This is a genomic window from Streptomyces sp. NPDC002788, assembly GCF_053592115.1.
In genome coordinates this window covers 258,097-280,326 of the sequence record NZ_JBSFVB010000002.1, presented here as the reverse complement: position 1 = coordinate 280,326, position 22,230 = coordinate 258,097, and the positions used below count along the sequence as shown (strand labels likewise).

General features: G+C 71.3%; 19 protein-coding genes. 14 read left to right on the top strand and 5 right to left on the bottom strand.

Features of this window, described 5'->3' with window-relative positions:
- Positions 1 to 443: 443 nt before the first annotated feature.
- Positions 444 to 1,823 (top strand): amino acid permease, encoded by a 1,380-nt coding sequence (locus tag ACWD1U_RS04545; protein WP_451104354.1) that lies wholly within the window; start codon positions 444 to 446, stop codon positions 1,821 to 1,823.
- A 132-nt stretch (positions 1,824 to 1,955) separates the two neighbouring features.
- Entirely contained in the window at positions 1,956 to 2,603 is a 648-nt protein-coding gene (locus ACWD1U_RS04540) for a superoxide dismutase (RefSeq protein ID WP_451104352.1), read from the top strand.
- Positions 2,604 to 2,728: 125 nt separating this feature from the next.
- On the opposite strand, the gene ACWD1U_RS04535 is transcribed toward ACWD1U_RS04540, so the two are convergent.
- From ACWD1U_RS04535 to ACWD1U_RS04525, 3 genes are all read right to left on the bottom strand, one after another.
- The gene (locus ACWD1U_RS04535; protein ID WP_451104350.1) at positions 2,729 to 3,505 is read right to left on the bottom strand and encodes an SAM-dependent methyltransferase; all 777 of its coding nucleotides are present in this window, start codon (positions 3,503 to 3,505) and stop codon (positions 2,729 to 2,731) included.
- Between the two features lie 58 nt (positions 3,506 to 3,563).
- Positions 3,564 to 4,184, bottom strand: coding sequence for a histidine phosphatase family protein (locus ACWD1U_RS04530; RefSeq protein ID WP_451104348.1), 621 nt, complete (start codon positions 4,182 to 4,184; stop codon positions 3,564 to 3,566).
- Between the two features lie 93 nt (positions 4,185 to 4,277).
- Positions 4,278 to 5,744 carry an FGGY-family carbohydrate kinase gene (locus ACWD1U_RS04525; protein WP_451104346.1) on the bottom strand — a complete coding sequence of 489 codons (1,467 nt, stop codon included), beginning with the start codon at positions 5,742 to 5,744 and terminating at the stop codon, positions 4,278 to 4,280.
- Between the two features lie 156 nt (positions 5,745 to 5,900).
- On the opposite strand from ACWD1U_RS04525, the gene ACWD1U_RS04520 reads away from it, so the two are divergent.
- The 10 genes from ACWD1U_RS04520 to ACWD1U_RS04475 are packed head-to-tail and all read left to right on the top strand — an operon-like array spanning position 5,901 to position 15,752.
- Complete coding sequence (locus tag ACWD1U_RS04520; protein WP_451104344.1) at positions 5,901 to 7,322, top strand: ABC transporter substrate-binding protein; 1,422 nt, start codon at positions 5,901 to 5,903, stop codon at positions 7,320 to 7,322.
- A gap of 2 nt (positions 7,323 to 7,324) precedes the next feature.
- On the top strand, positions 7,325 to 8,203 hold the full coding sequence (locus ACWD1U_RS04515; RefSeq protein ID WP_451104342.1) for a carbohydrate ABC transporter permease: 879 nt from the start codon (positions 7,325 to 7,327) through the stop codon (positions 8,201 to 8,203).
- Entirely contained in the window at positions 8,200 to 9,024 is an 825-nt protein-coding gene (locus ACWD1U_RS04510; RefSeq protein WP_451104340.1) for a carbohydrate ABC transporter permease, read from the top strand. Before ACWD1U_RS04515 ends, ACWD1U_RS04510 begins: the two co-directional genes overlap by 4 nt.
- Entirely contained in the window at positions 9,021 to 10,109 is a 1,089-nt protein-coding gene (locus tag ACWD1U_RS04505) for an ABC transporter ATP-binding protein (RefSeq protein WP_451104339.1), read from the top strand. Before ACWD1U_RS04510 ends, ACWD1U_RS04505 begins: the two co-directional genes overlap by 4 nt.
- Entirely contained in the window at positions 10,106 to 10,933 is an 828-nt protein-coding gene (locus ACWD1U_RS04500; protein ID WP_451104337.1) for a DeoR/GlpR family DNA-binding transcription regulator, read from the top strand. Before ACWD1U_RS04505 ends, ACWD1U_RS04500 begins: the two co-directional genes overlap by 4 nt.
- Before the next feature lie 37 nt (positions 10,934 to 10,970).
- On the top strand, positions 10,971 to 11,990 hold the full coding sequence (locus ACWD1U_RS04495; RefSeq protein WP_451104335.1) for an ABC transporter ATP-binding protein: 1,020 nt from the start codon (positions 10,971 to 10,973) through the stop codon (positions 11,988 to 11,990).
- Entirely contained in the window at positions 11,987 to 13,018 is a 1,032-nt protein-coding gene (locus ACWD1U_RS04490; RefSeq protein ID WP_451104333.1) for a 2-hydroxyacid dehydrogenase, read from the top strand. Before ACWD1U_RS04495 ends, ACWD1U_RS04490 begins: the two co-directional genes overlap by 4 nt.
- A gap of 19 nt (positions 13,019 to 13,037) precedes the next feature.
- Entirely contained in the window at positions 13,038 to 14,462 is a 1,425-nt protein-coding gene (locus ACWD1U_RS04485) for an FGGY family carbohydrate kinase (protein ID WP_451104331.1), read from the top strand.
- A gap of 25 nt (positions 14,463 to 14,487) precedes the next feature.
- Positions 14,488 to 15,531, top strand: coding sequence for a glycerophosphodiester phosphodiesterase family protein (locus ACWD1U_RS04480; protein WP_451104329.1), 1,044 nt, complete (start codon positions 14,488 to 14,490; stop codon positions 15,529 to 15,531).
- On the top strand, positions 15,531 to 15,752 hold the full coding sequence (locus ACWD1U_RS04475) for a hypothetical protein (RefSeq protein ID WP_451104328.1): 222 nt from the start codon (positions 15,531 to 15,533) through the stop codon (positions 15,750 to 15,752). The genes ACWD1U_RS04480 and ACWD1U_RS04475 overlap by 1 nt, the downstream gene beginning before the upstream one ends.
- Positions 15,753 to 15,755: 3 nt before the next feature.
- Here the strand turns inward: ACWD1U_RS04475 and ACWD1U_RS04470 are convergent, their stop codons facing one another.
- Complete coding sequence (locus tag ACWD1U_RS04470; RefSeq protein ID WP_451104327.1) at positions 15,756 to 16,394, bottom strand: mycothiol-dependent nitroreductase Rv2466c family protein; 639 nt, start codon at positions 16,392 to 16,394, stop codon at positions 15,756 to 15,758.
- A 137-nt stretch (positions 16,395 to 16,531) separates the two neighbouring features.
- On the opposite strand from ACWD1U_RS04470, the gene pepN reads away from it, so the two are divergent.
- Positions 16,532 to 19,111, top strand: coding sequence for an aminopeptidase N (gene pepN, locus ACWD1U_RS04465; RefSeq protein ID WP_451104326.1), 2,580 nt, complete (start codon positions 16,532 to 16,534; stop codon positions 19,109 to 19,111).
- A 196-nt stretch (positions 19,112 to 19,307) separates the two neighbouring features.
- On the top strand, positions 19,308 to 20,351 hold the full coding sequence (locus tag ACWD1U_RS04460) for a hypothetical protein (RefSeq protein ID WP_451104324.1): 1,044 nt from the start codon (positions 19,308 to 19,310) through the stop codon (positions 20,349 to 20,351).
- 83 nt (positions 20,352 to 20,434) lie between these two features.
- On the opposite strand, the gene ACWD1U_RS04455 is transcribed toward ACWD1U_RS04460, so the two are convergent.
- A complete protein-coding gene (locus tag ACWD1U_RS04455; protein ID WP_451104322.1) occupies positions 20,435 to 22,192 on the bottom strand; it encodes a TIGR03767 family metallophosphoesterase in 1,758 nt (585 codons plus the stop codon).
- Positions 22,193 to 22,230 lie beyond the last annotated feature (38 nt).

The following is a 22,230-nucleotide window of genomic DNA, read 5'->3' as shown; positions in this document are numbered from 1 at the left end:
CGATCGACAAAGGCACGAGCCGGCGCTTGGTCGGCTCCGAACAAAGGGTGCGGGTTACACCGAGTACGGCGTGATGCCGGTCACGGAGCTGAGGTGGCGCAGGGCACGGGAGCGAGGCGCGAGGCGTCTGTAGATTTCCACCAAAGACGCCGCGTCAGGACCGGGCACCCGCACCCCGTCTCGCGGCACTTCCCGTCGCGTCGCCACGTCGACCTGCGGTGCCAGGGCGCGGTCACCTGTCGTCGCCCGGCGCGGGTCGAGGCAAGGAGAGCTGCGTCGTCGAGGGCGAGCCCTCACACCACGCGCCGTTCGCCACATGGCCACGCAGAGCGACGCGGTCGTCCACATCGTGGGATGCCTCTCCGCTCCGGCTGGGAGGCATCCGAGACTGGCGGCGTTTTTGCCCTCGCACACGCCCCTCACGCATTGGACGAACCGCGCCCATGCCCAGCACCACCACCGGGACGCCGCCCAGCACGGACGACGTCGCCCTCTCCCACGGCCTGAAGCAGCGCCACCTGTCGATGATCGCCCTCGGCGGTGTGATCGGCGCCGGCCTGTTCGTCGGCTCCGGTGCCGGCATCGCCGCCGCCGGTCCGTCGATCGTGGTGGCCTACGCCCTCTCCGGTCTCCTCGTGATGCTGGTGATGCGGATGCTCGGCGAGATGTCGGCCGCGTACCCGTCGTCCGGCTCGTTCTCGGCGCACGCCGAGCGGGCGATCGGCCCCTGGGCCGGGTTCACCGCCGGCTGGTCCTTCTGGGTGCTGCTGTGCACGGCCGTCGGTCTGGAGGGCATCGGTGCCGCGAAGATCGTCAGCGGCTGGCTGCCGGGCACCCCGGAGTGGGTGTGGGTGGCGCTGTTCATGGTCGTCTTCTGCGGTACGAACCTCGCGGCCGTGAAGAACTTCGGCGAGTTCGAATTCTGGTTCGCGGCCCTGAAGGTCGCCGCGATCAGCCTGTTCCTCGTGCTCGGCGTCCTGGCGATCCTCGGCATCCTGCCCGGCACGGATTCGCCCGGCGCGAGCCACCTCACGGACTTCCTGCCCAACGGCGGCGAGGGCCTGGTCATCGGCCTGCTCGCCTCGGTCTTCGCCTACGGCGGCCTGGAGACGGTCACCATCGCGGCGGCCGAGTCGGAGAATCCCGTCCAGGGCGTGGCGAGCGCGGTCCGGACGGCGATGTGGCGCATCGCGCTGTTCTACATCGGCTCCATGGCGGTCATCGTCACCCTCGTCCCCTGGGACTCCAAGGAGGTCGTCGAGAAGGGCCCGTACGTCGCCGCCCTCGACGAGCTCGGCATCCCCGGCGCCGGCCAGCTGATGAACGTGGTCGTGCTGGTGGCCCTGCTGTCCGCGATGAACGCCAACATCTACGGCGCCTCCCGCATCGCCTACTCGCTGGTGGAGCGCGGCCAGGGCCCCAAGGGGCTGGGCCGGGTCTCGGGCGGGGTGCCGCGGATCGCCGTGCTGGCGTCCTCCGTCTTCGGGTTCCTGTGCGTGCTGCTGAGCTACTGGCGGCCGAACGACGTCTTCGCCTGGCTGCTGAACATGATCGGCGCGGTGATCCTGGTCGTCTGGATCTTCATCGCGGTCTCGCAGCTGCGGCTGCGCCGCCGGTTGGAGCGCGAGGAGCCCGGGAAGCTGGCCGTGCGCATGTGGGCGTTCCCGTGGCTGACGTGGATCGCGCTGGCCGGCATGGCCGCCGTGTTCGTCCTGATGGCCCGTGAGCCGGACACACGGGTCCAGTTGTACTCGACGGGCGGGATGGTCCTGCTCCTGGCGGCCATCGGGTACGCGTGGCAGAAGGTGCGCGCCGAGCAGTAGAAGGCAGACGTGAAGGGCCCCCGTGGAAACCCGCGGGGGCCTTTTCGCGTGCCGGAGCACCCACCACCACCCTCCTGCTGCTAGCGTGCAGTTGCAATCTACTTGCAATAAGAGGTTTCGGAGGGGGACCCCATGCCCGTCTACACGCTGCCTGAACTGCCCTACGACTACTCCGCGCTCGCCCCCGTGATCAGCCCCGAGATCATCGAGCTGCACCACGACAAGCACCACGCGGCCTATGTGAAAGGCGCCAACGACACGCTGGAGCAGCTCGCCGAGGCGCGGGACAAGGAGACCTGGGGGTCGATCAACGGGCTGGAGAAGAACCTGGCCTTCCATCTGTCCGGGCACATCCTGCACAGCATCTACTGGCAGAACATGACCGGCCCGAAGGACGGCGGCGGCGAGCCGCTGGCACAGGACGGCGTGGGCGGACTCGCCGACGCGATCACCGAGTCCTTCGGCTCCTTCGCGCACTTCAAGGCGCAGTTGTCCAAGGCTTCCGCGACCACGCAGGGCTCGGGCTGGGGCGTGCTGGCCTACGAGCCGCTGAGCGGCCGGCTGATCGTGGAGCAGGTCTACGACCACCAGGGCAACATCGGCCAGGGCTCGACCCCGATCCTGGTCTTCGACGCCTGGGAGCACGCCTTCTACCTGCAGTACAAGAACCAGAAGGTCGACTTCATCGAGGCCATGTGGAAGGTCGTCGACTGGCAGGACGTGGCCCGGCGTTACGAGGCCGCCTCGTCCCGCGCGGACGTGCTGCTGCTGACCCCCTGAGCCTTTGATGTCCCCGAAGCGTCCTGCCTCGTGATCGTCTTCTCACCCTTCACGCACGGCAGGCGGAGAGAGGCAAACCCCCGCGAGGACGTGACTCGCGGGGGTTTTCCCTGGTTCGGGGCCGGTCAGGGCTTGCGGCCCAGGCCTGCGTGCTGGCCGACCGGTGCCGGCAAGGTCCCCGGCTCGGGCCGCCACCGCGACACGGAGACCACACCCGGCTCCACGAGCTCCAGCCCCTCGTAGTAGGCCTCGATCTGCTCCACCGGCCGCAGGAAGTACGGAACGGCGCCGGTGTCGTTGTAGGCGTCCTGGGCCTGCTCGTACGCCGGGTCGGTGCCGCGCGAGCCGTCGCTGACGCACAGGTAGCTGCCGGAGGGAAGGCCGTCCATCAGCCGGCGGACGAGGTCGCGGCCCTGGTCGTGGTCGGCGACGTGGCCCAGGACGCCGCTGAGGATCAGGGCGGTGGGCCGGGTGAGGTCCAGGGTCTTCCCGGCGGCCTGGAGGACGCGCTCCGGCTCGTACAGGCTGATGTCCTCGAAGGCGGTCGCGCCCTGCGGTGTGGAGGTGAGCAGGGTGCGGGCGTGCACCAGGACCAGCGGGTCGTGGTCGACGTAGACGATGCGTGACTCGGGGGTGAGCCGCTGAGCCACCTCGTGGGTGTTGTCGACGGTCGGCAGACCGCTGCCGACGTCGAGGAACTGCCGTACTCCCGCCTCCTGGACGAGGTGGCGGATCGCACGGCCGAGGAAGGCGCGGCTGCTGCGGGCGATGGTGACGATGCCGGGGAAGACGGCGGTGTAGGCGTCGCCGGCCGCCCGGTCCACCGGGTAGTTGTCCCTGCCGCCCAGCCAGTGGTTCCAGATCCGGGCCGAGTGGGGCACCGAGGTGTCGATCTCCGTCATGGGCTCGCCTCCAGAGTCGGTCGCGCACCCATGTTCCCATGCACGTAAGGAAGTTGACCTAGGGAACGTCCGGCTCGCACGGCACGTTCAGCGACAGCAGGGCGGCCGTCTCGCCGTCCAGGCGGATCTCGCTGATCGCCGCGTTGCGCAGGCGCGGGAACACCCGGCGGTACTCGCCCGCCGGGATCGACAGCAGCCTGCACAGCACCAGGCGCAGCAGGGTGTTGTGGGCGACGACCAGGACACGCCCGCCGGGGTGGGCGGCGGCGATGTCCCGCAGGGCGCGGGCTCCGCGGGCCGCCGCCGCCGACGGGTCCTCGGCGCCGGGGAAGGAGTTCGCCACCGGGTCGGCGCGGTAGGCCGCGGCCCACTCCGGGTCCTCGGCCTCGAACTCGGCGAGCGTACGGCCCTCGACCACGCCGAAGTCACATTCCCGCAGCCCCGGTTCGCGCTGCGGGGTGAGGCCCAGGGCACGGCAGGCGGGCTCGGCGGTGGCGACGGCCCGGGACAGCGGGGACGTCCAGATCGCGTCGACGGGGTGGGCCGCGGCCCACCGGCCGAGGGCCTCGGCCTGGGCGCGGCCGGTGTCGGTGAGGTCGATGTCGCTTATCCCGGCGTAGCGGTTCTCGGCGTGCCAGACGGTCTGCCCGTGGCGGGCCAGCAGGAGGGTGGTGGTCATGGGCCGGTCCGTTCGGATGCGGTCGGGCTGTCGGTGCGGGGCGACACGCCGGGGCGGTCTGCTCGCCGGTGCGGGCCCGCACCAGGGTCGTGGTCATGACTGCCCCGTGTCCAGGTGCAGCCGGGTCCGGGCGTGTTCCGCCACCGGGGCGGGCAGCCAGCCGCGTTCCCGGAGGGCGTCGACGAGACGCGCGTACGGCTCGGCGAAGGCCGCCGTCCGGTCCGGGCGGGGTTCGAGGACGGTCCGGACACGGACCATGCGCTCGGCGACATCGGCCAGTGCTCCCCCTCCCGACGCCCCGTACGCGGCCAGCGCCGCCATCCCGAGGGCCGGTTCGGTCTGCTCGGGCACGCGGGCCGGGCGGCCGAGGATGTCGGCGCGCAGCTGGTTCCAGTACGGGCTGCGCGCGCCGCCGCCGGTGAAGGTGAGCGGGCCGTCGAGAGGGGCGCCGAGGTGGTGCAGGTAGTCCAGGCACAGGCGTTCCGCGAAGCCGACGCCCTGGAGCAGCGCGGCCCACAGGTCGGCGTCGTCCCGAAGTTCTCCGAGGACCAGCGGTGCCGCCTCCGGCGCCCGGAACGGGAACCGCTCCCCCGGCGAGACGAGGGGATAGGCGACCGCGCTGGACGGCTCGAACGCCATGGCCCGTTCGTCCATCGTGGCAGGGCAGGCGTCCGGGAAGTGCGCCGCGAGTGCCCCGGCCCCGACGCTGGACGCCCCGCCGGGCAGCCACGTGCCCTCCGGGGCACGGTGGTTGTAGACCACGCCGGTGGGATCCCGGACGGGGTCCCGGGCCGCTCCCTTCAGCACGAGGGTCGTGCCGAGCACCGAGTTCCAGGAGCCGGGCCGCAGCGCGCCCGAGGCGATCTGGGCCGCGCAGCCGTCCGTCATCCCGGCGAGCACCGGGGTGCCCGCGGGGATGCCGGTGGCGTCGGCGGCGCGGGCACAGACCTCGCCGAGCCTCGTCCCCGGGCGTACGACGTCGGGCAGCAGGCGCTCCGGCACACCCAGTCGGGCCAGGGCGGTGTCCGGCCAGCGGTCGCCTTCGAGGTCGTAGCCCGTCTTCAGGGCGTGGCTGGAGTCGGCCGGGGGCGGCTCCCCGATGAGCCGGGTGACGACCAGGTCGGGCTGGTGACGCAGCCGGAGCCCCGGCCCGTACTCCCCCACCAGCCACAACGCCTTCGGCAGCGCCCACGTGTCCTGGACCGCGAGCCCCGCCTCCCGGGCCCGCGCCGCCTCCTCCGCGGCGCGCCCGTCGTCGTACATCAGCGCCGGGCTCACCGGACGGCCCGAGTCGTCCGTCAGCAGTACCGTGCCCGACGTGCCGCACACCGCCATTCCGCCGATCGGCACGCCGGGCGCGGAGCCGAGCGCGGCCCGCGACGCCGTGCACAGCGCCGCCCACCACCGCACCGGGTCCTGCTCGTGCCGCACCCCGTCGCGCCGCCCGGTCAGCGGGGCGGAGCCGCTGCCGAGGACCGTGCCGTCGGCGCTGACGAGCAGCACGCGGACGCTCTGCGTGCCCAGGTCGACGCCCAGCCAGCCCGCACCCTCGTCCGCCATCCGGAACCTCCCACGCCGTCGCAGCTGGATCTGTGAACTTCTCACTGTGCCCCGATATTTTCCCGTGCGCGAGGGATTGACGCCCAACTTCAGCCGTTCCACCCTCTGTTGACGAGTCGACTCGACGTGTTGACCAGGCTCCACGCGGAGGTACGGATGGACACGCACGTGCACGACCGCCGGCGCTTCCTCGCCCTCGCCGCCGGGGCGGCGGCCGCCCCGCTGCTCACGGCCTGCGGCGCCGGTTTCGGCGGGAACGACGACAAGAGCGACGGCTCCGCCGCGGACGACGTCACCGGTTCCTTCGACTGGAAGCGGGAGAAGGGCACGACGGTCAAGGCGCTGCTCAACAAGCACCCGTACACGGACGCGCTCATCGCCGACCTGAAGTCCTTCACCGCGAAGACCGGCATCGAGGTCGAGTACGACGTCTTCCCCGAGGACAACTACTTCGACAAGCTCACCGTGGACCTGTCCAGCGGGCGCGCCTCCTACGACGTCTTCATGCTGGGCGCGTACATGGTGTGGCAGTACGGGCCGCCGGGCTGGCTGGAGGACCTCGGGCCGTGGATGCGCAACTCCTCGGCGACGGGCGCCGAGTGGGACCAGGCCGACTTCTTCCCGAACCTGCTCCAGGCCGACCAGTGGTCGCTGAAGGCGGGCGCGCCGCTCGGCCGGGGCGGGCAGTACGCGCTGCCGTGGGGCTGGGAGACGAACGTCGTCGCCTACAACACCGAGGTGTTCCACAAACTCGGCCTCAAGCCGGCCGAGTCCTTCGACGAACTGGACGAACTCGCCGGAACGATCAAGCGGAAGGCGCCGGGCGCGGGCTTCGACGGGATGTACGGGATCGCCGTACGCGGCTCACGGAGCTGGGCCACCATCCACCCCGGCTTCATGACGATGTACGCCCGCAACGGGCTGGAGGACTTCACGGTCGACGGCGGGAAGCTCACACCCGCCATGAACAGCCCCGAGGCCGTGGCCTTCACCGAGGACTGGGCGCGGATGGTGAAGCGGGGCGGCCCGCCGTCCTGGACCTCCTACACCTGGTACCAGTGCTCCAGCGACCTGGGCGCGAAGAAGGCCGGGATGCTGTTCGACGCCGACACGGCCGCCTACTTCCAGGCGGTGAAGGGCGCCGGCCCCGCCTCCGGGAAGATCGCCTTCCACCCCGGGCCCAAGGGGCCGGACGGGTCGCTCGCCACCAACATGTGGATCTGGTCGCTCGGCATGAACGCCAGGAGCGAGAAGAAGAGCGCGAGTTGGCTGTTCCTCCAGTGGGCCACCGGCAAGGAGCACCTGCGCAAGGGTGCGGTCACCCACAACCACATCGACCCGGTGCGCAAGTCGGTCGCCGACGACGCCGCGTACAAGGACAAGATGCGGCATCTGCCGGGCTTCCTGGAGACCTTCGAGACGGTCGTCGACCAGACGAAGATCCAGTTCACCCCGCAGGCCCAGTTCTTCGACGCGACGACCAGCTGGGCGGCGGCCCTCCAGGAGATCTACGGCGGCAAGGGCGCGCAGTCCGTCCTGGACGGACTGGCGGACGACCTCGCCGGCAAGGTGGGCTAGCCATGCGGCTCGCGCTGCGCCCGTACCTCCTGATCGTCCCGGCACTGCTGCTGACCTGCGGGATCCTGTACCCCTTCGGGCTCGGGCTGTATTACACGCTGTTCGACTTCTCGGCGAGCAAACCGCAGCCGGACATGGTCCGGTTCGAGAACTACACGACCGTCTTCACACAGGAGGCGTTCTGGAACTCGGCGTGGGTGACGGTGCTGTACGCGGTCGGGGCGGCCCTCGCCGAGACGGTGCTCGGGGTGACCGTCGCGCTGTTGCTGCACCGGTCGACGCTCCTCGGCCGGATCCTGGAGAAGATCCTGATCCTGCCGCTGATGATCGCCCCGGTGATCGCCGCGATCATCTGGAAGCTGATGCTCCAGCCCTCGGTGGGGGTGGTCAACCATCTGCTCAGGCCCTTCGGTCTGGGCGGGGTGCAGTGGACCGACACCCCGGCGGGCGCCCTGCTGTCGTCGATCGCCGTGGACGTGTGGGTCTACACCCCGTTCGTGGCGATCCTCGCCCTGGCCGGTCTGCGGTCGCTGCCCGCCTCCCCGTTCGAGGCGGCGGCCGTGGACGGCGCGGGGTGGTGGTACACCTTCCGCCGGCTGACCCTGCCGATGCTGTGGCCGTACGTCCTGGTCGCGGTGATCTTCCGGTTCATGGACTCGCTGAAGGTGTTCGACATCATCTACGCCCTGACGGAAGGCGGGCCGGGTGACTCGACCGTCGTCCTCCAGATCCGGGCGTACCTGGAGGCCATCCGCTTCCAGCGCTACTCCTTCGGGATCTCCTACACGATCGTGCTGTGGGCCGTGGTGTATCTGGCCGCGATGGTGCTGGTGAAGCACCTCGGGAAGATCCAGCGCCGGGCCGCGGAGGTGACCACGTGAGAAAGCGGGTGCCGGGGTGGCTGGCCGATGCCGCCCTCGTCCTCTACTTCGTCTTCGCGCTGTTCCCGATCGCCTGGATGGTGATCCTCTCCCTCAAACCCGCCGACCAGCTGTTCAGCACGTACTTCTCCTTCTCCCCGACGCTGGACGGCTACCGGACGGTCCTCGGCGACAGCGAGGGCATCCCGTTCGTGCGGTTCTTCGTCAACAGCCTCGTGGTGTCGGTGGGGGCGGTCGTGCTGTCGCTGGTGGTGGGACTGCCGGCGGCTTACGCCTCGGCGCGGTGGCGGTTCAAGGGCTCGGAGAACCTGATGTTCACGCTGCTGTCGTTCCGCTTCGCCCCCGAACTGACCGTCATCATCCCGCTGTTCGTGCTCTACCAGAAGCTCGGGCTGTTCGACACGTACGTCGGCATGGTGTGGGTGCTGCAACTCGTCACCCTGCCGCTGATCGTGTGGATCATGCGCTCGTACTTCGCCGACCTCACGCCCGAGCTGGAGCAGGCGGCCCTGCTGGACGGCTACACCCGCAAGCAGGCGTTCTTCAAGGTGGCCCTGCCGCTGGTCAAGCCGGGCATCGCGGCCGTGTCCCTGCTGGCGTTCATCTTCGCGTGGAACAACTTCGTCTTCCCGCTGATCCTCACCTCCAACGAGGCCCAGACCGTGACCGTGGGCGCGCTGTCCTTCCTCGGCGGGGACCGGCCCAAGTACAACCTCACGGCCGCCGCCGCGCTGGTGTCCGTCGTACCGCCGCTGCTGCTGGCGCTGACGATCCAGCGGTATCTGGTGCGGGGCCTGTCGTTCGGGGCGGTGAAGTCGTGATCACGCTGAGCGGGATACGGAAGACGTACGGCAAGACCGTCGCTCTCGACGAGCTGGAACTGGAGGTGCGCGAGGGAGAGTTCTTCTGCCTGCTGGGCCCGTCGGGTGCCGGCAAGACCACGACGCTGAAGACGATCGCGGGGCTCGAACCGCCCGACTCGGGCACCGTCGTCCTCGACGGCAAGGACATGCGGGGCGTCGAGCCCTACGACCGGGGCGTGGCGATGTGCTTCGAGAGCTACGCCCTCTACCCGCACCGCTCGGCCTACGACAACCTCGCCTCGCCCCTGCGCTCGCCCCGGCACCGGCTGCCCGCCGCCGAGGCCGAGCAGCGGATCGGCAGCATCGCCGAACTGCTCGGCATCTCCGGCCTGCTGGACCGGCCCGTCGGCCGGCTGTCCAACGGCCAGCGGCAGCGCGTGGCCCTCGGCCGGGTCCTGGTCCGCCCCGCGCGGGCCTTCCTGCTCGACGAGCCGCTCTCCCACCTCGACGCCAGACTCCGCCAGCAGATGCGGGCGGAGCTGAAGGCGATCGGGGCCGTGCAGCACACCACCACGCTGTACGTCACGCACGATTCGGTCGAGGCGCTGGCGCTCGGCGACCGGATCGGGGTCATCCGGGAGGGCCGGATCGTGCAGACGGGCACGCGGGAGGAGATCTGGTACCGGCCCCACGACACGGAGGTCGCGCGGGCCTTCGGCCGGCCCCGGATCAATCTGCTCCCGGGCGTGGTGACGGAGAGCGGCGTGCGGTCGGACGGCGGGGTCGAGCTGCCGGTCCGGGCGCGGGCCACGCCCGGCACGGACGTCCTGGTGGGCGTCCGCCCCCGGGACATCGCCCTGCACGGCGAGGGTCACGAACTCACCGGGACCGTGTACGTCACCGAGGTGCTCGGCCGGTCCGTCGAGGTCACCGTCCGGCTCGGGGCCGGGGAGCAGCGGGTGTCCCTCGTGGCCCCTCGGGCCGACGCGGCACGCCTTCGTCCGGACGATCCGGTGCGGCTCGTGGTCCGGCCTGAGAACCTGCTGCTGTTCGAGGCCGACCGGCCGGAGCGACCGGGACGACGGATAGAGACCCAGTCATGAGCAGCAACAGCAGTGGTGGACCGCAGGGGCCCGCGGCGCGGCAGGCCGCCATGGCCGAGCAGGTGCTGGCCGACGGCTCGGCGACGGCGGCGGAGCTCGCCGAACGGTTCGGCGTGAGCCTGATGACCATCCACCGGGACCTCGACGAGCTCGAACGGCAGGGCATCGTACGGAAGTTCCGGGGCGGAGTGACCGCGCAGCCGTCCGGGGTCTTCGAGTCGAACGTGCAGTACCGGCTGAAGACCATGCGCGCCGAGAAGGCCGCCGTCGCCGAGCACGCCCTGCGGATGGTGGAGCCCGGCATGGCGATCCTGCTCGACGACTCCACCTCCACCCTGGAGATAGCCAGGCGGCTGCGCACGGGCGAGGTCACCCCGCTGACGGTCGTCACCAACTTCCTGGAGGCGATCAACCTCCTCTCCGACCAGCGGGGCATCCACCTGATGGCGCTCGGCGGCGACTACGACCCGCTGCACTCCTCGTTCCTGGGGGTGTCGTGCGTGGAGGCGGTCGGGCAGCTACGGGTGGACGTGTGCTTCGCGTCGACGTCGGCCGTGCACGGAGGTTACGCGTACCACCAGGAGCAGCACATCGTGTCCGTGAAGCGGGCGATGCTCGACGCGGCGGCACGGAACGTCCTGCTGATCGACCACACCAAGCTCGGCCGGGTCGCCCTGCACCGGGTCGTCCCGCTGTCCCGCTTCGACACGGTCCTCGTGGACGACGGGGCGTCGCCGGAGGCACTGCGGGATCTGGACGAGCACAAGGTCCGTTACGAGGTTTGCGCGATGAAGGGCGGCCATGACGGGACTGGAGCTACGTGAACTCAGTAAGACCTATCGGTCGCGGGGGCGGCCTTCCGTGGACGCCGTCCGCGGCATCGACCTGAGCCTCGGTTCCGGGGAGCTGCTCGGGCTCCTCGGTCCCTCCGGCTGCGGCAAGTCGACGACCCTGCGCATGATCGCCGGTCTTGAGCCGGTGACCGGCGGGGACATCCTGATCGGCGGGGCGTCGGTGGTCGAACGGCCCGCGCAGCAGCGGAACATCGGCGTCGCGTTCGAGAACTACGCGCTGTATCCGCCGCTGTCGGTGGCGGAGAACCTGGCGTTCGGGCTGAAGGCCCGGAGAAGAGCCGCCCGCGGTGACGTCGACCGCAAGGTCAGGGAGATCGCCGAACGGGTCGGCCTGACCGACCTCCTCGACGCCCGCCCGGCCGGCCTGTCCAGCGGTCAGAAGCAGCGCGTCTCCCTGGCCCGGGCCCTCATCCGCGAACCGGACGTGCTGCTCCTCGACGAACCCCTCTCCCACCTGGACGCGGCCCAGCGCGACACCACCCGCCGCGAACTCAGGCGCATCCAGAAGGACCTGGGCCAGACCACGATCCTCGTCACCCACGACCAGGAGGAGGCCCTCTCCCTCGCCGACCGGATCGCCGTCATGAAGGACGGCGTCATCCAGCAGCTCGGCACCCCTTACGAGATCTACGACAGACCGGCCGACGTCTTCGTCGCGGACTTCGTCGGCGAGCCGGCGATCACCCTGCTGCCCGGCATCGCCGGCGGCGACGGCCACGCCCGCCTCTCCGACTCGGTCCGCGTCGCACTGCCCGTGCCGGTGGACCAAGGTCGTGAAGTGGTGGTCGGCATCCGCCCCGAGGACGTCCGGCTCACCGGCGAAGGCGGGCTGCCCGCGCGGGTCGTCGCCCACGAACCGCTCCTGGAGGCGGGCCTGGCGACCCTCGCCCTCGACGGAGTCGAACGGCATCTGGTCGTCCTCACCGCCCCGGAGGTACGGCTCGCCCACTACGACCGGGTCCGGGTCGCCGCCGACCTTCAGCACACCCACGTCTTCGACGCCGAGACAGGAGAGGCCCTGCGATGACTGACGGAAACAGCGTGCGCGTCGTGGCCGCCGGTGACCACTTCGTCCTGCCGTCGCTGATCACACGGGCGGTGGAGCAGGCGGTGGAACGGACCCAGGTGACGGAACTGAAGCTCGGCTGGCCGCTGGAGCCGTTCGGGCCGGTCGCCGAGGTGCAGGAGGCCAGTGACGCCGAGGACGAGATGATCGAGGCGCTGGCCGGGGCGGAGGTGCTGGTCACGCAGATGGGGCCGGTCACCGAGAAGGTGCTCGCCGCGTGCCCGGATCTGAGGCTGGTCGTGGTCTGCCGGGGCGGGCCGGTCAACGTCAACCTGGCCGCGGCCCGGCAGCGGGACGTGCGGGTGTGCTTCGCGCCGGGCCGCAACGCCGCCGCCACCGCGGAGTTCACCGTCGGCATGATGCTGTCGGCCCTGCGCCGCATCCCCCAGGCCCACGACCCGCTCGTCCGGCGGGGCAGCTGGGAGGGCGCGACGTACTACACGTACGAGCAGAGCGGTCTGGAGCTGGAGGACCTGCCCGTCGGGCTGGTCGGATACGGGGCCGTCGGCAGCCGGGTGGCACGTGTGCTGTGCGCGTTCGGGGCGCGGGTGATGGTGTACGACCCGTACGTGCACGGCGAGATCCACGGCCTGCGCGTGACCTCGCTCGACGAACTCCTGCGCCGCTCCCGGGTGATCAGCCTGCACGCCCGGCTCACCCCCGAGACCCGGGGGCTGATCGGCGCCCGCGAGCTGGCGCTGCTGCCGCCGGGCGCGGTGGTGGTGAACGTGGCCCGGGGCCCGCTGCTTGACGAGGACGCGCTGTGCGACGCCCTGGGGAGCGGCCAGGTGTCGGCGGCGGCGCTCGACACGTACGAGCGGGAGCCGCTCCCGGGGGACTCCCGGCTGCTGAGACTGGCCGAACACGTGGTGCTGACCCCGCACTTGGGCGGTGCGTCGCGCGCGGTCGCGGAGAAGGCCGCGCGGATCGCCGCCGAAGAGGTGGGCCGCTGGGTGCGCGGAGAGCCGCTCGTGCACTGTCTGACCTGAGGACCGGGAGGAGAGCCGCATGTACGTCGGCATCGATGTGGGCACGTCCATGGTCAAAGCGGCGGCTTTCGACTTCGAGGGCCGTCAACTGGCCGTCGAGTCCCGGCCGGTGGGTCTGTCGCTGCGCGGCGGGGTCGTCGAGCAGGACATGGAGGAGGTGTACGCGGCGGTCGTGGCGGTGCTCGGCGCGCTGACCTCAACCGTGGCGGAACCGGTGGAGCTGGCAGGGCTCACCGGGCAGGGGGACGGGGTGTGGCTGGTGGACGGCGAGGGCCGGCCGGTGCGCCCCGCCGCCTCCTGGATGGACGGGCGGGCGCACGAACTGGTCGACCGGTGGCTGTCGGACGGCACGTTCGAAGCGGTGTTCCGGCGGACCGGCAGCGCGATGTTCCCCGGATGCCCGGGACCGCTGCTGGCCTGGCTGGACCGCCACGAGCCGAAAGCCCTCGACGCCGCGAAGGCCGCCCTGTACTGCAAGGACGTCGTGTTCCAGCGGCTGACCGGAGCCGGCCCGACGACGGACGTGTCCGACGCGTCGATGCCGTTCCTGGACCCGCGGACCCGGACGTACGACGACCGGGTCGTGGAACTGCTGGGGCTGGGCCACCGCCGCGGTCTGCTCCCCCCGGTCAGCGACCCGGTCGCGACGGCCGAGGCGCGGGGCGAGGGCCTGCCGTCCGGCACCCGGATCGCGAACGGCCCGTACGATCTGCCGGCCTGCGCGCTGGGCGCCGGAGTGACGTCCCCCGGCGACGGGCTGCTGATCGTCGGCACCTGCCTGGCCAGTCTGGTCGCGACGAGCGAGCTGGACCTGACCGGTGAACCGGCCGGCCTCCACATCTCCACCGACCGCCCGGGGCACTGGCTGCGCGCCATGCCCGCGATGGTCGGTACGGCGGCACTGGACTGGGTGCTGTCCACGACGGGCGTGCTCCACGACGAGGTGGACGGCCTGCTGGCCGAGACCCCGCCGGGCGCCGACGGCGTCCGCGTGCTGCCGTACTTCGCGCCCTCCGGTGAACGCGCCCCGTTCGTCGAACCGCGCCTGCGCGCCGAACTCACCGGCATCTCCCTGGAGTCGACCCGGGGCGATCTGGTCCGCGCCACCTGCGAGGGCATCGGGTACGCCGCCCGGCACTGCCTGGAGGCGGCGGGCCTCACCGGAAGTCTGGCCGTTTGCGGCGGAGGCACCCGCAGCCCCGCCTGGATGCGGCTGCTGGCCGACGTGCTCGGGCGGCCCCTGCGGGTCGTCGAGGGCGAGGTCGGCGCGCGGGGGGCGGTGCTGTCGGCGGCCGAGCGGTACGGGGTGCCGCTGGACGCGGCGGTGTGGACACGACCGACAGACGTGGTCGAGCCGGACCCGGACCGGGCGGCCTTCTACACGAAGGGCTACGAGGAGCACGTGGCCCGGCTCGCCGCTGCACGGACCCGCGCGAGGACCTGACACCCCTATGGAGAAGAGGACTCGGATGCGACTGAGACGCCGATCTCTGCTGCTCGCGGCCGCCGCCACTCCGGCGGCCGCGGCCGTGCCCGCGCACGCGGCCCCTGCCGGTGGGCCATTGGTGATCGGCCACCGGGGTGCGGCCGGCTGGCGCCCGGAGCACACGGCGGCCTCGTACACCTACGCCGTGCAGACGGGCGCCGACTGGATCGAACCGGACCTGGTGCCGACGAAGGACCATGTGCTGGTGGTCCGGCACGAGAACGAGATCTCCCAGACGACCGACGTGGCCCGCCGGCCGGAGTTCGCGGACCGCCGTACGACGAAGACGGTAGACGGGCGGGCGGTCACCGGCTGGTTCACGGAGGACTTCACACTGGCCGAGCTCAAGACGCTGCGGGCCGTGGAGCGACTGCCGCAGGTCCGCAACCGCAACACCGTCTTCGACGGGCGCGAGCGCATTCCGACCTTCCAGGAGGTCGTGGACCTGGCGCGGCGGCTGTCGCGGACGTACGGCCGGACGATCGCCGTTTTCCCCGAGACCAAGCACCCCACGTACTTCCGGTCCATCGGTCTGCCGCTGGAGCCGAGACTGGCGTCCGTGATCCGCCGCAACCGGCTCGGCAGGCGCGAGTGTGTCGTGCAGTCCTTCGAGCCGACGAGCCTGCGGCGGATCGCCGCCGCGCGGCTGGGCGTGCCGCTGTGGCAGGCGCTGGGGACCACGGGCGGGCCGTACGACCTGGTCTCGTCCGGGGATCCGACGACGTACAAGGACATGATGAGCCCGGCGGGGCTCGCGCGGATCGCCGCGTACGCGGACTGGATCGGGCCGGACAAGTCCTCGGTCGCCGGCACGACGCTCGTCGCGGACGCGCACGCGGCGGGGCTGCGCATCGGGCCGTACACCTTCCGCGCGGAGAACCAGTTCCTGCCTGCGGACCTGCGGCGGGGAACCGGACCGAACGATTTCGGGGACGCGTTCACCGAATACGCGCTGTACTACCGCATGGGCGTCGATGCGGTCGTAACCGACTTCCCGGACATGGCGGTGATGGCGAGGAGAGGCTGATGTTCTTCAAGGACAAGCACTGCCCGACATGTGGCGGCAGTGGTACCCAGGTGTTCACGCCGCTCGAGCCCGAGGAGAGGAAGGCGCTCGGCACGGACCGCACGGACCTGTGGCGCTGCACCGCTGCGGGCTGCCGGTGGTACCAGCCCTGGGGCCATCAGGCCGGCGGCGGCCGGCTCCCGGAGGATCTGCGGAACCCGGAAGCCGACGCCGCGCGGTGACCGCTACAGGTTGGAGAAGTCCGGCCCCTTGGTACGGGTGCGCTTGATCTCGTAGAAGCCCGGCACCGAGGCCACGGCGAGGGTGCCGTCCCAGAGACGGGCGGCCTCCTCGCCCTGCGGAGCCGGGGTGACGACCGGGCCGAAGAAGGCGATCTGCTCGCCGTCGGCGCCGGGCACGGCGATGACCGGCGTGCCGACCTCCTGGCCGACCTTGTCGATGCCCTCCTTGTGGGAGGCGCGCAGTTCGGGCTCGTAGGGGGTGGCGTCCCAGTGCCCAATGAGGGACTCGGGCAGGCCGACGTCCTTCAGGGCGGCGGCGACGGTCTCCTTGCCGGGACCCTCGCCCTGGTTGTGGATGCGGGTGCCGAGCGCGGTGTAGAAGTCGCCGAGGACCTCGGCGCCGTGCTCCTGCTGTGCGGCTATGACGACCCGGACGGGGCCCCACGCCTTGGTCTCCAGCAGCTCGCGGTACTCCTCGGGCAGTTCGTCCAGCTTGTCCTCGTTGAGGACGGCGAGGCTCATGACATGCCAGCGGACTTCGATGTCCCTGACCTTCTCCACCTCCAGCACCCAACGAGAGGTCATCCACGCCCAGGGGCACAGCGGGTCGAACCAGAAGTCGACAGGGGTCTTGTCCGACATGTCTCTCCTCACGAGGGAACCGTTTCTCCGGGAACGCCGGTGCGCGCTCGCCTCATTCCCGGCTGCCCGCCGTCAGGGGCACGTGGCAGGATCGGTGCTGTTCAGCCGTACCCGACGACATCCGAGGAGTGCCGCCCGTGCCCGGTGAGAATCTGTCCCGCGACGAGGCCCGCGAGCGGGCCGCCCTGCTGAGCGTCGACGGGTACGAGGTGTCCCTCGACCTGCGGTCCGCGGTCGGTGAGGACGCGGGTGACGGGCCCCGCACCTTCCGCTCGGTCACGACGATCCGCTTCCGCTGCAACGAGCCCGGTGCGAGCAGCTTCGCCGACCTGATCGCGCCGAGTGTGACGGCCGTCTCGCTCAACGGCCGCGATCTGGACCCCGGTGAGGTCTTCGACGGCTCCCGGATCACCCTGGAGGACCTGACCGCCGACAACGAGCTGGTCGTGGACGCCCGGTGCGCCTACTCCCGCACCGGCGAGGGCCTGCACCGTTTCGTCGACCCGGAGGACGGCGAGGTGTACCTGTACACGCAGTACGAGCCGGCCGACTCCCGCCGGGTCTTCGCGAACTTCGAGCAGCCCGACCTCAAGGCCCCGTTCCGCTTCGAGGTGCGGGCCCCGGAGGGCTGGACGGTGTGGAGCAACGGCGCCGGTGAACAGGCCGACGGGGTGTGGCGGTTCGCCGAGACCAAGCCGATCTCGACGTACATCACCTGTGTGGTGGCCGGCCCGTACCACTACGTCACGGACTCCTACTCCCGTACGTTCGCTGACGGCACGACCCTGGAGATCCCCCTCGGCGCCCTGTGCCGCAAGGGCCTGGCGCCCCACTTCGACGCCGACGACGTCTTCCTGGTCACCAAGCAGGGCCTGGACTTCTTCCACGACCACTTCGACTACCCGTACCCGTTCGGGAAGTACGACCAGGCGTTCGTGCCCGAGTACAACCTGGGCGCGATGGAGAACCCGGGGCTGGTGACGTTCCGGGAGGAGTACATCTTCCGCGGCAAGGTGACGCAGGCGTCCTACGAGGGCCGGGCCAACGTCATCCTGCACGAGATGGCGCACATGTGGTTCGGTGACCTGGTCACCATGGAGTGGTGGGACGACCTGTGGCTGAAGGAGTCCTTCGCGGACTTCATGGGCGAGTTCTCGCTCGTCGGCGCGACCCGCTTCGTCAACGGCTGGATCACCTTCGCCAACCGCCGCAAGGCCTGGGCCTACCGCGCCGACCAGCTGCCCTCCACACACCCGGTCACGGCGGACATCCGCGACCTGCAGGACGCCAAGCTGAACTTCGACGGCATCACGTACGCCAAGGGCGCGTCGGTGCTGAAGCAGCTCGTGGCGTACGTCGGTGAGGAGGCGTTCCTGGAGGGCGCCCGGCGCTACTTCAAGCGGCACGCGTACGGCAACACGCGCCTCGGTGACCTGCTGTCGGTGCTGGAGGAGACCAGCGGCCGGGACATGAGCGCCTGGTCGCGGTCCTGGCTCCAGACGGCCGGGGTCAACTCACTGACGCCACAGGTGCTGCTGGGCGCGGACGGCCGCGTCGAGGAGCTGGCGGTGGTGCAGGAGGCCGCCGAGTCCCACCCCGAACTGCGTCCGCACCGGGTCGCGGTGGGCCTGTACCGGGTGACGGACGGCGGGACGCTGGAGCGGTACGCGCGCGTGGAGACCGACGTCGACGGCGCGCGGACGGTCGTGGCGGAACTGGCCGGTGCCGACGCCCCCGACCTGGTCCTGGTCAACGACGACGACCTGACCTACTGCAAGATCCGCTTCGACGCGACCTCGCTGGCGACCCTGCGCGAGCGCCTGGGAGCAGTCACCGACCCGCTCGCGCGCGCCCTGTGCTGGTCGGCCCTGTGGAACATGACGCGTGACGCGTTGCTCCCGGCGCGGGACTTCGTGGACCTGGTGCTGCGGTTCGGCGGGCGCGAGTCCGAGATCGGCGTCGTGCAGATGCTGCACGCGTGGGCCGAGTCGGCGGTCACGCACTACACGGCGCCCGCCCGGCGCGAGAGGGCCGCCCGGCTGCTCGCCGAGGGTGCGCGGCGCGAGCTGTACGCGGCCGAGGCCGGCGGCGAGCACCAGCTCGCCTGGGCGCGGTTCTTCGCCCGGACGGCCGCCGCCGAGGCCGACTTCGAGCTGCTGCGGGAGCTGCTGGAGGGCACGGCGACGGTCGAGGGCCTGGACCTGGACCAGGAACTGCGGTGGGTGTTCCTGGAGCCGCTGGCCGCGCACGGGGTCGTGGACGAGAAGGCGCTGGCCGAGGAACTCGCCCGGGACGCCACGGCGTCCGGCAAGCGGCACCAGGTGCGCTGCCTCGCCGCGCGCCCGTCCGAAGCGGTCAAGGCGCAGGCGTGGGCACAGGTCGTGGAGTCGGACGCGCTGTCCAACGCCATGGTCGAGGCGACCATCGCGGGCTTCGCCCCGAGCTCGCAGCGGGAGCTGGTCGCGCCGTACGCTCAGAAGTACTTCGCGGCGATCGAGCGGGTGTGGGCCGAGCGGTCGATCCAGATCGGCATGCACGTGGTGCAGGGCCTGTTCCCGTCGCTCCAGCAGTCCCAGCAGACCCTGGACGCCACGGACGCCTGGCTGGACGCTCACCGGGAGGCGGCCCCGGCCCTGCGCCGACTGGTGCTGGAGGCCCGTGACGATCTGGCACGGGCGTTGCGTGGACAGATGTGCGACGAGGCCTCTGACCAGTAGCTTTGGCCTGAGATCCGGGCGTTCCGCCATCGTTACGAGATGAGTGCCCGGTGAGCCGTAACCCCTGGCCCGCACCCGAACGGACCAGGGGCTTTCGGTATCCGAACATCCGTCTTTTAGCACCTGGTTGTCCAGGTTTGTCGACGGACTTGTAACAGCGGTTAAAGGGCGGTCCGGACGCGGGAAATTGCGGGTCATGACCCACAACACCCCGCTCTCCCCCCGCCCCCTGCACGACCTGTCCGGCCGTGGCCGCCCCCGGGTGATGACGGCGGCCCAGCTCCGCTCGCACGGTGTCTCCACGGCCGAGACGAACGAGCAGTGCCGCCCCGGCGGCCCCTGGCGGCAGCTCCTCCCCGGCGTGATCCTCCTCCACCCGGGCCCGCCGACCAGCGAGGAGCGATTGCACGCGGTGCTGATGTACGCGGCACGGGAGCGCGGCACCGGGGTGCCGGCCCAGCCCGGCGCGGGCGAGGCACACGCTCCCGCCTACCCGGAGGTGATGATCACCGGACTGGCCGCACTGACCCTGCACGGCTTCTCCTCCACGCCCTCGCTGCCGTCCCTGGACGCCTTCGACGTCCTGGTCCCGCGCATGCGGCGGCTGCGCTCGACGGGCTGCGCACGTATCGTCCGCACGTCCGTGCTGCCTGTCCCCGACGAGGTCACGGGCCTGCCGGTGGCCCCGGCCGCCCGCGCCCTGGCCGACGCGGTGGCCGAGTTCGCGGACGCCGACCTCGTGCGCCGCCTGCTGACGGAGGCGGTGCGCGGCGCCCACTGCGACGCGACGTCCGTGGTCCGCGAACTGAACCAGGCGCGGCTGCTGAGCCGCCCGCACGTGGTGGACGCGGTGGACTCCCTGCTCGCCGAGGGCCGGGCACGGGCGGAGGACCGCCTGTACCGCATCGTCGGCCGGTACGGGCTGCCCGACCCGGTCTGGAACGTCGACCTGCGCCTGCCCGGCGGCCCGTATCTCGGCGGCCTCGACGCGTACTGGCCCGACCAGGCGGTGGCGGTCGAACTCGACACCCGTGCGCCCCGCCAGGACGACGACGCCCTGTGGTCCGAGTACGCCCGCAAGCGCGAGCACCTGGAGCGCCTCGGCATCACGGTCGTCCACATCACGCCCCGCAAGCTCCGCGACTCCCCGGAACAGCAGGCGACGGTGATCCGCACGGCCCTGATGGCAGCGGCCGACCGCGACCCGGCCGCGTATGTCGAGGTACTGCCCCGGTCATGAGGGACCGGGGTCAGGACCAGGAGGGGAGCGGAGGGGCCTGCGGGTTCTCACCGGCGGCCCCACGCGGGACGACCAAGCGGGCGTCAGCCCTTCTTGAGGACCAGTTCGGTGTTGCGGTCCTTCGGGTCGCCGCCGAGGGTGGTGCTCGCTCCGGGGGCGTTGAGCGACAGCTCGCGGTAGAGGGCCGCGAGACCGGTCTGGGACAGGTCGGAGAAGTCCGTGCGGTGCGGGGCCGAGGACTCCACCAGTGTGGTGAACAGGGAGATCGTGCCGTCCTTGTTGTCGGTCAGCTCGATGACCCGCGCGAGCTGGGGGAAGTCGACGTGGGAGGCGGTGGAGATCTCCCAGAAGGAGCGGCCGTCGGGCGCCGAGTGCGGCGTGATGACGTTCTTGTGGATGTGGCCGTTCACCCAGGCGAGGACGTTGCGGTGGCTGCCGAGCAGGGCGAGGACCTCCCGGCCGTTGTGCCGGCGCTCGTCGGGACGGGCCGGGTCGCGGCGGGTGTTGGTCATCGTCTTGCTGGTGTGGTGGCTGAAGACGACCGCGTGGGAGTCCTTGTTGTCCCGCAGTGTCTTGTCGAGCCACCGCAGCTGGGCGCTGCCGAGGGAGCCCTCGTAGTGGCCGCCCGCGTCGGTGGTGTCCAGGCTGATGCCGATGACGTCGTCGGAGATGCGGAAGGCGTAGTACTGGGTGCCCGCGTCGAGGTTCGCGGAGGAGTAGCCGTGGCCGGCCGGGCCGACGCCCCGGAAGGCCGGGTCCAGGTGCGCCTTGAGGTAGTCCGTGGACGTGAAAGGGGCGCGGCTCTCGTCGGCAGTGACCGAACGCATGGCGCGGGCGTGGGACTTCAGGAAGTCGTGGTAGCGGACGCCCTCGGGGTCCCGGGCCTTCTTGATGAGGGTCTGCAGTTTCTGAGCCTCGGCCGCGGAGACGTTCATCAGCTTCTTGCCGCCGACGGCCAGTTCGGTGAGGTACGAGTCGCCGTGCGAGGCGTAGCAGCCCATCGGCAGGGAGTCGTGGTTGCCGACGGTCGAGTACCAGGGCAGGTTGAGGCCGGGGCTGCGCACCTCGCGGATCGCGGCCTTGAGGAAGCCGTCGAGCCGGGGGAAGCCGGCCTGCTTGTCGCTGTCGCGGACGGCGGCGTCCGGCTGCCAGTACTGCTTGAGGCCGCTGTTCTGGACGCCCTCGTAGTGGCGCGGGTCGCCCGTGTTGGGCGTGATGCGCCCGCCGCTCATGATCTTCAGGAACCACTCCAGCTCGGACTTGGCGTTGTTGTCCGTGTTGTCGCCGGTGGTCATCGCGAAGTGCAGCGGGGCACCGGTGACGGGGGCGCCGCGCAGCGCGTTGATCCGCTCCACGAGCGCGATCGCGCCCTGCACGGTCAGCGCCTCGTGCGGCCGCCAGGCGTGCACGTCGGCCGAGCGCAGGTACTCCAGGCGCAGCGGGTGCTGGGCGTCGATGATGTGCAGGTCGGTGAGCTGCACGAACGCCGCGAGCGCGGTACGGCGTCCGGCGCGGCCGGACTTGGGCGCGGCCAGCTCGGAGCGGACGACCCGCGGCCAGCCGGGTCCGTCGCCCAGGCGCCGGTAGCCGGATCCGCCGCGCGGAGTGGCGACGTTCGCGAGGGTCGTGCCCTTGGCGTAGGGGGCCAGCGGTGCGGCCGGTGCCCGGCGTGAGGAGGCGGCCACGGCCTCGGTGGCTTCCTTGGCCGTGGCGGCCTGGCTGTCGCTGGGCCGCAGGGTGTAGCCGACGCCCGCGGAGAGGGCGACCGCTCCGGTGGCGGCGAGGACGGAACGACGGTGGATGCCCTGGCCGGAGCCGGCGACTGAGCGTGTGCGCGACATGCGCTTCTCTCCCCGAGTGCGAACGCGTCGGCAGTGGT

Coding starts and splice junctions, on each gene's coding strand:
- ACWD1U_RS04545 (WP_451104354.1), top strand. CDS start 444: ATGCCCAGCACCACCACCGGGACGCCGCCCAGCACGGACGACGTCGCC.
- ACWD1U_RS04540 (WP_451104352.1), top strand. CDS start 1,956: ATGCCCGTCTACACGCTGCCTGAACTGCCCTACGACTACTCCGCGCTC.
- ACWD1U_RS04535 (WP_451104350.1), bottom strand. CDS start 3,505: ATGACGGAGATCGACACCTCGGTGCCCCACTCGGCCCGGATCTGGAAC.
- ACWD1U_RS04530 (WP_451104348.1), bottom strand. CDS start 4,184: ATGACCACCACCCTCCTGCTGGCCCGCCACGGGCAGACCGTCTGGCAC.
- ACWD1U_RS04525 (WP_451104346.1), bottom strand. CDS start 5,744: ATGGCGGACGAGGGTGCGGGCTGGCTGGGCGTCGACCTGGGCACGCAG.
- ACWD1U_RS04520 (WP_451104344.1), top strand. CDS start 5,901: ATGGACACGCACGTGCACGACCGCCGGCGCTTCCTCGCCCTCGCCGCC.
- ACWD1U_RS04515 (WP_451104342.1), top strand. CDS start 7,325: ATGCGGCTCGCGCTGCGCCCGTACCTCCTGATCGTCCCGGCACTGCTG.
- ACWD1U_RS04500 (WP_451104337.1), top strand. CDS start 10,106: ATGAGCAGCAACAGCAGTGGTGGACCGCAGGGGCCCGCGGCGCGGCAG.
- ACWD1U_RS04490 (WP_451104333.1), top strand. CDS start 11,987: ATGACTGACGGAAACAGCGTGCGCGTCGTGGCCGCCGGTGACCACTTC.
- ACWD1U_RS04485 (WP_451104331.1), top strand. CDS start 13,038: ATGTACGTCGGCATCGATGTGGGCACGTCCATGGTCAAAGCGGCGGCT.
- ACWD1U_RS04480 (WP_451104329.1), top strand. CDS start 14,488: ATGCGACTGAGACGCCGATCTCTGCTGCTCGCGGCCGCCGCCACTCCG.
- ACWD1U_RS04475 (WP_451104328.1), top strand. CDS start 15,531: ATGTTCTTCAAGGACAAGCACTGCCCGACATGTGGCGGCAGTGGTACC.
- ACWD1U_RS04470 (WP_451104327.1), bottom strand. CDS start 16,394: ATGTCGGACAAGACCCCTGTCGACTTCTGGTTCGACCCGCTGTGCCCC.
- ACWD1U_RS04460 (WP_451104324.1), top strand. CDS start 19,308: ATGACCCACAACACCCCGCTCTCCCCCCGCCCCCTGCACGACCTGTCC.
- ACWD1U_RS04455 (WP_451104322.1), bottom strand. CDS start 22,192: ATGTCGCGCACACGCTCAGTCGCCGGCTCCGGCCAGGGCATCCACCGT.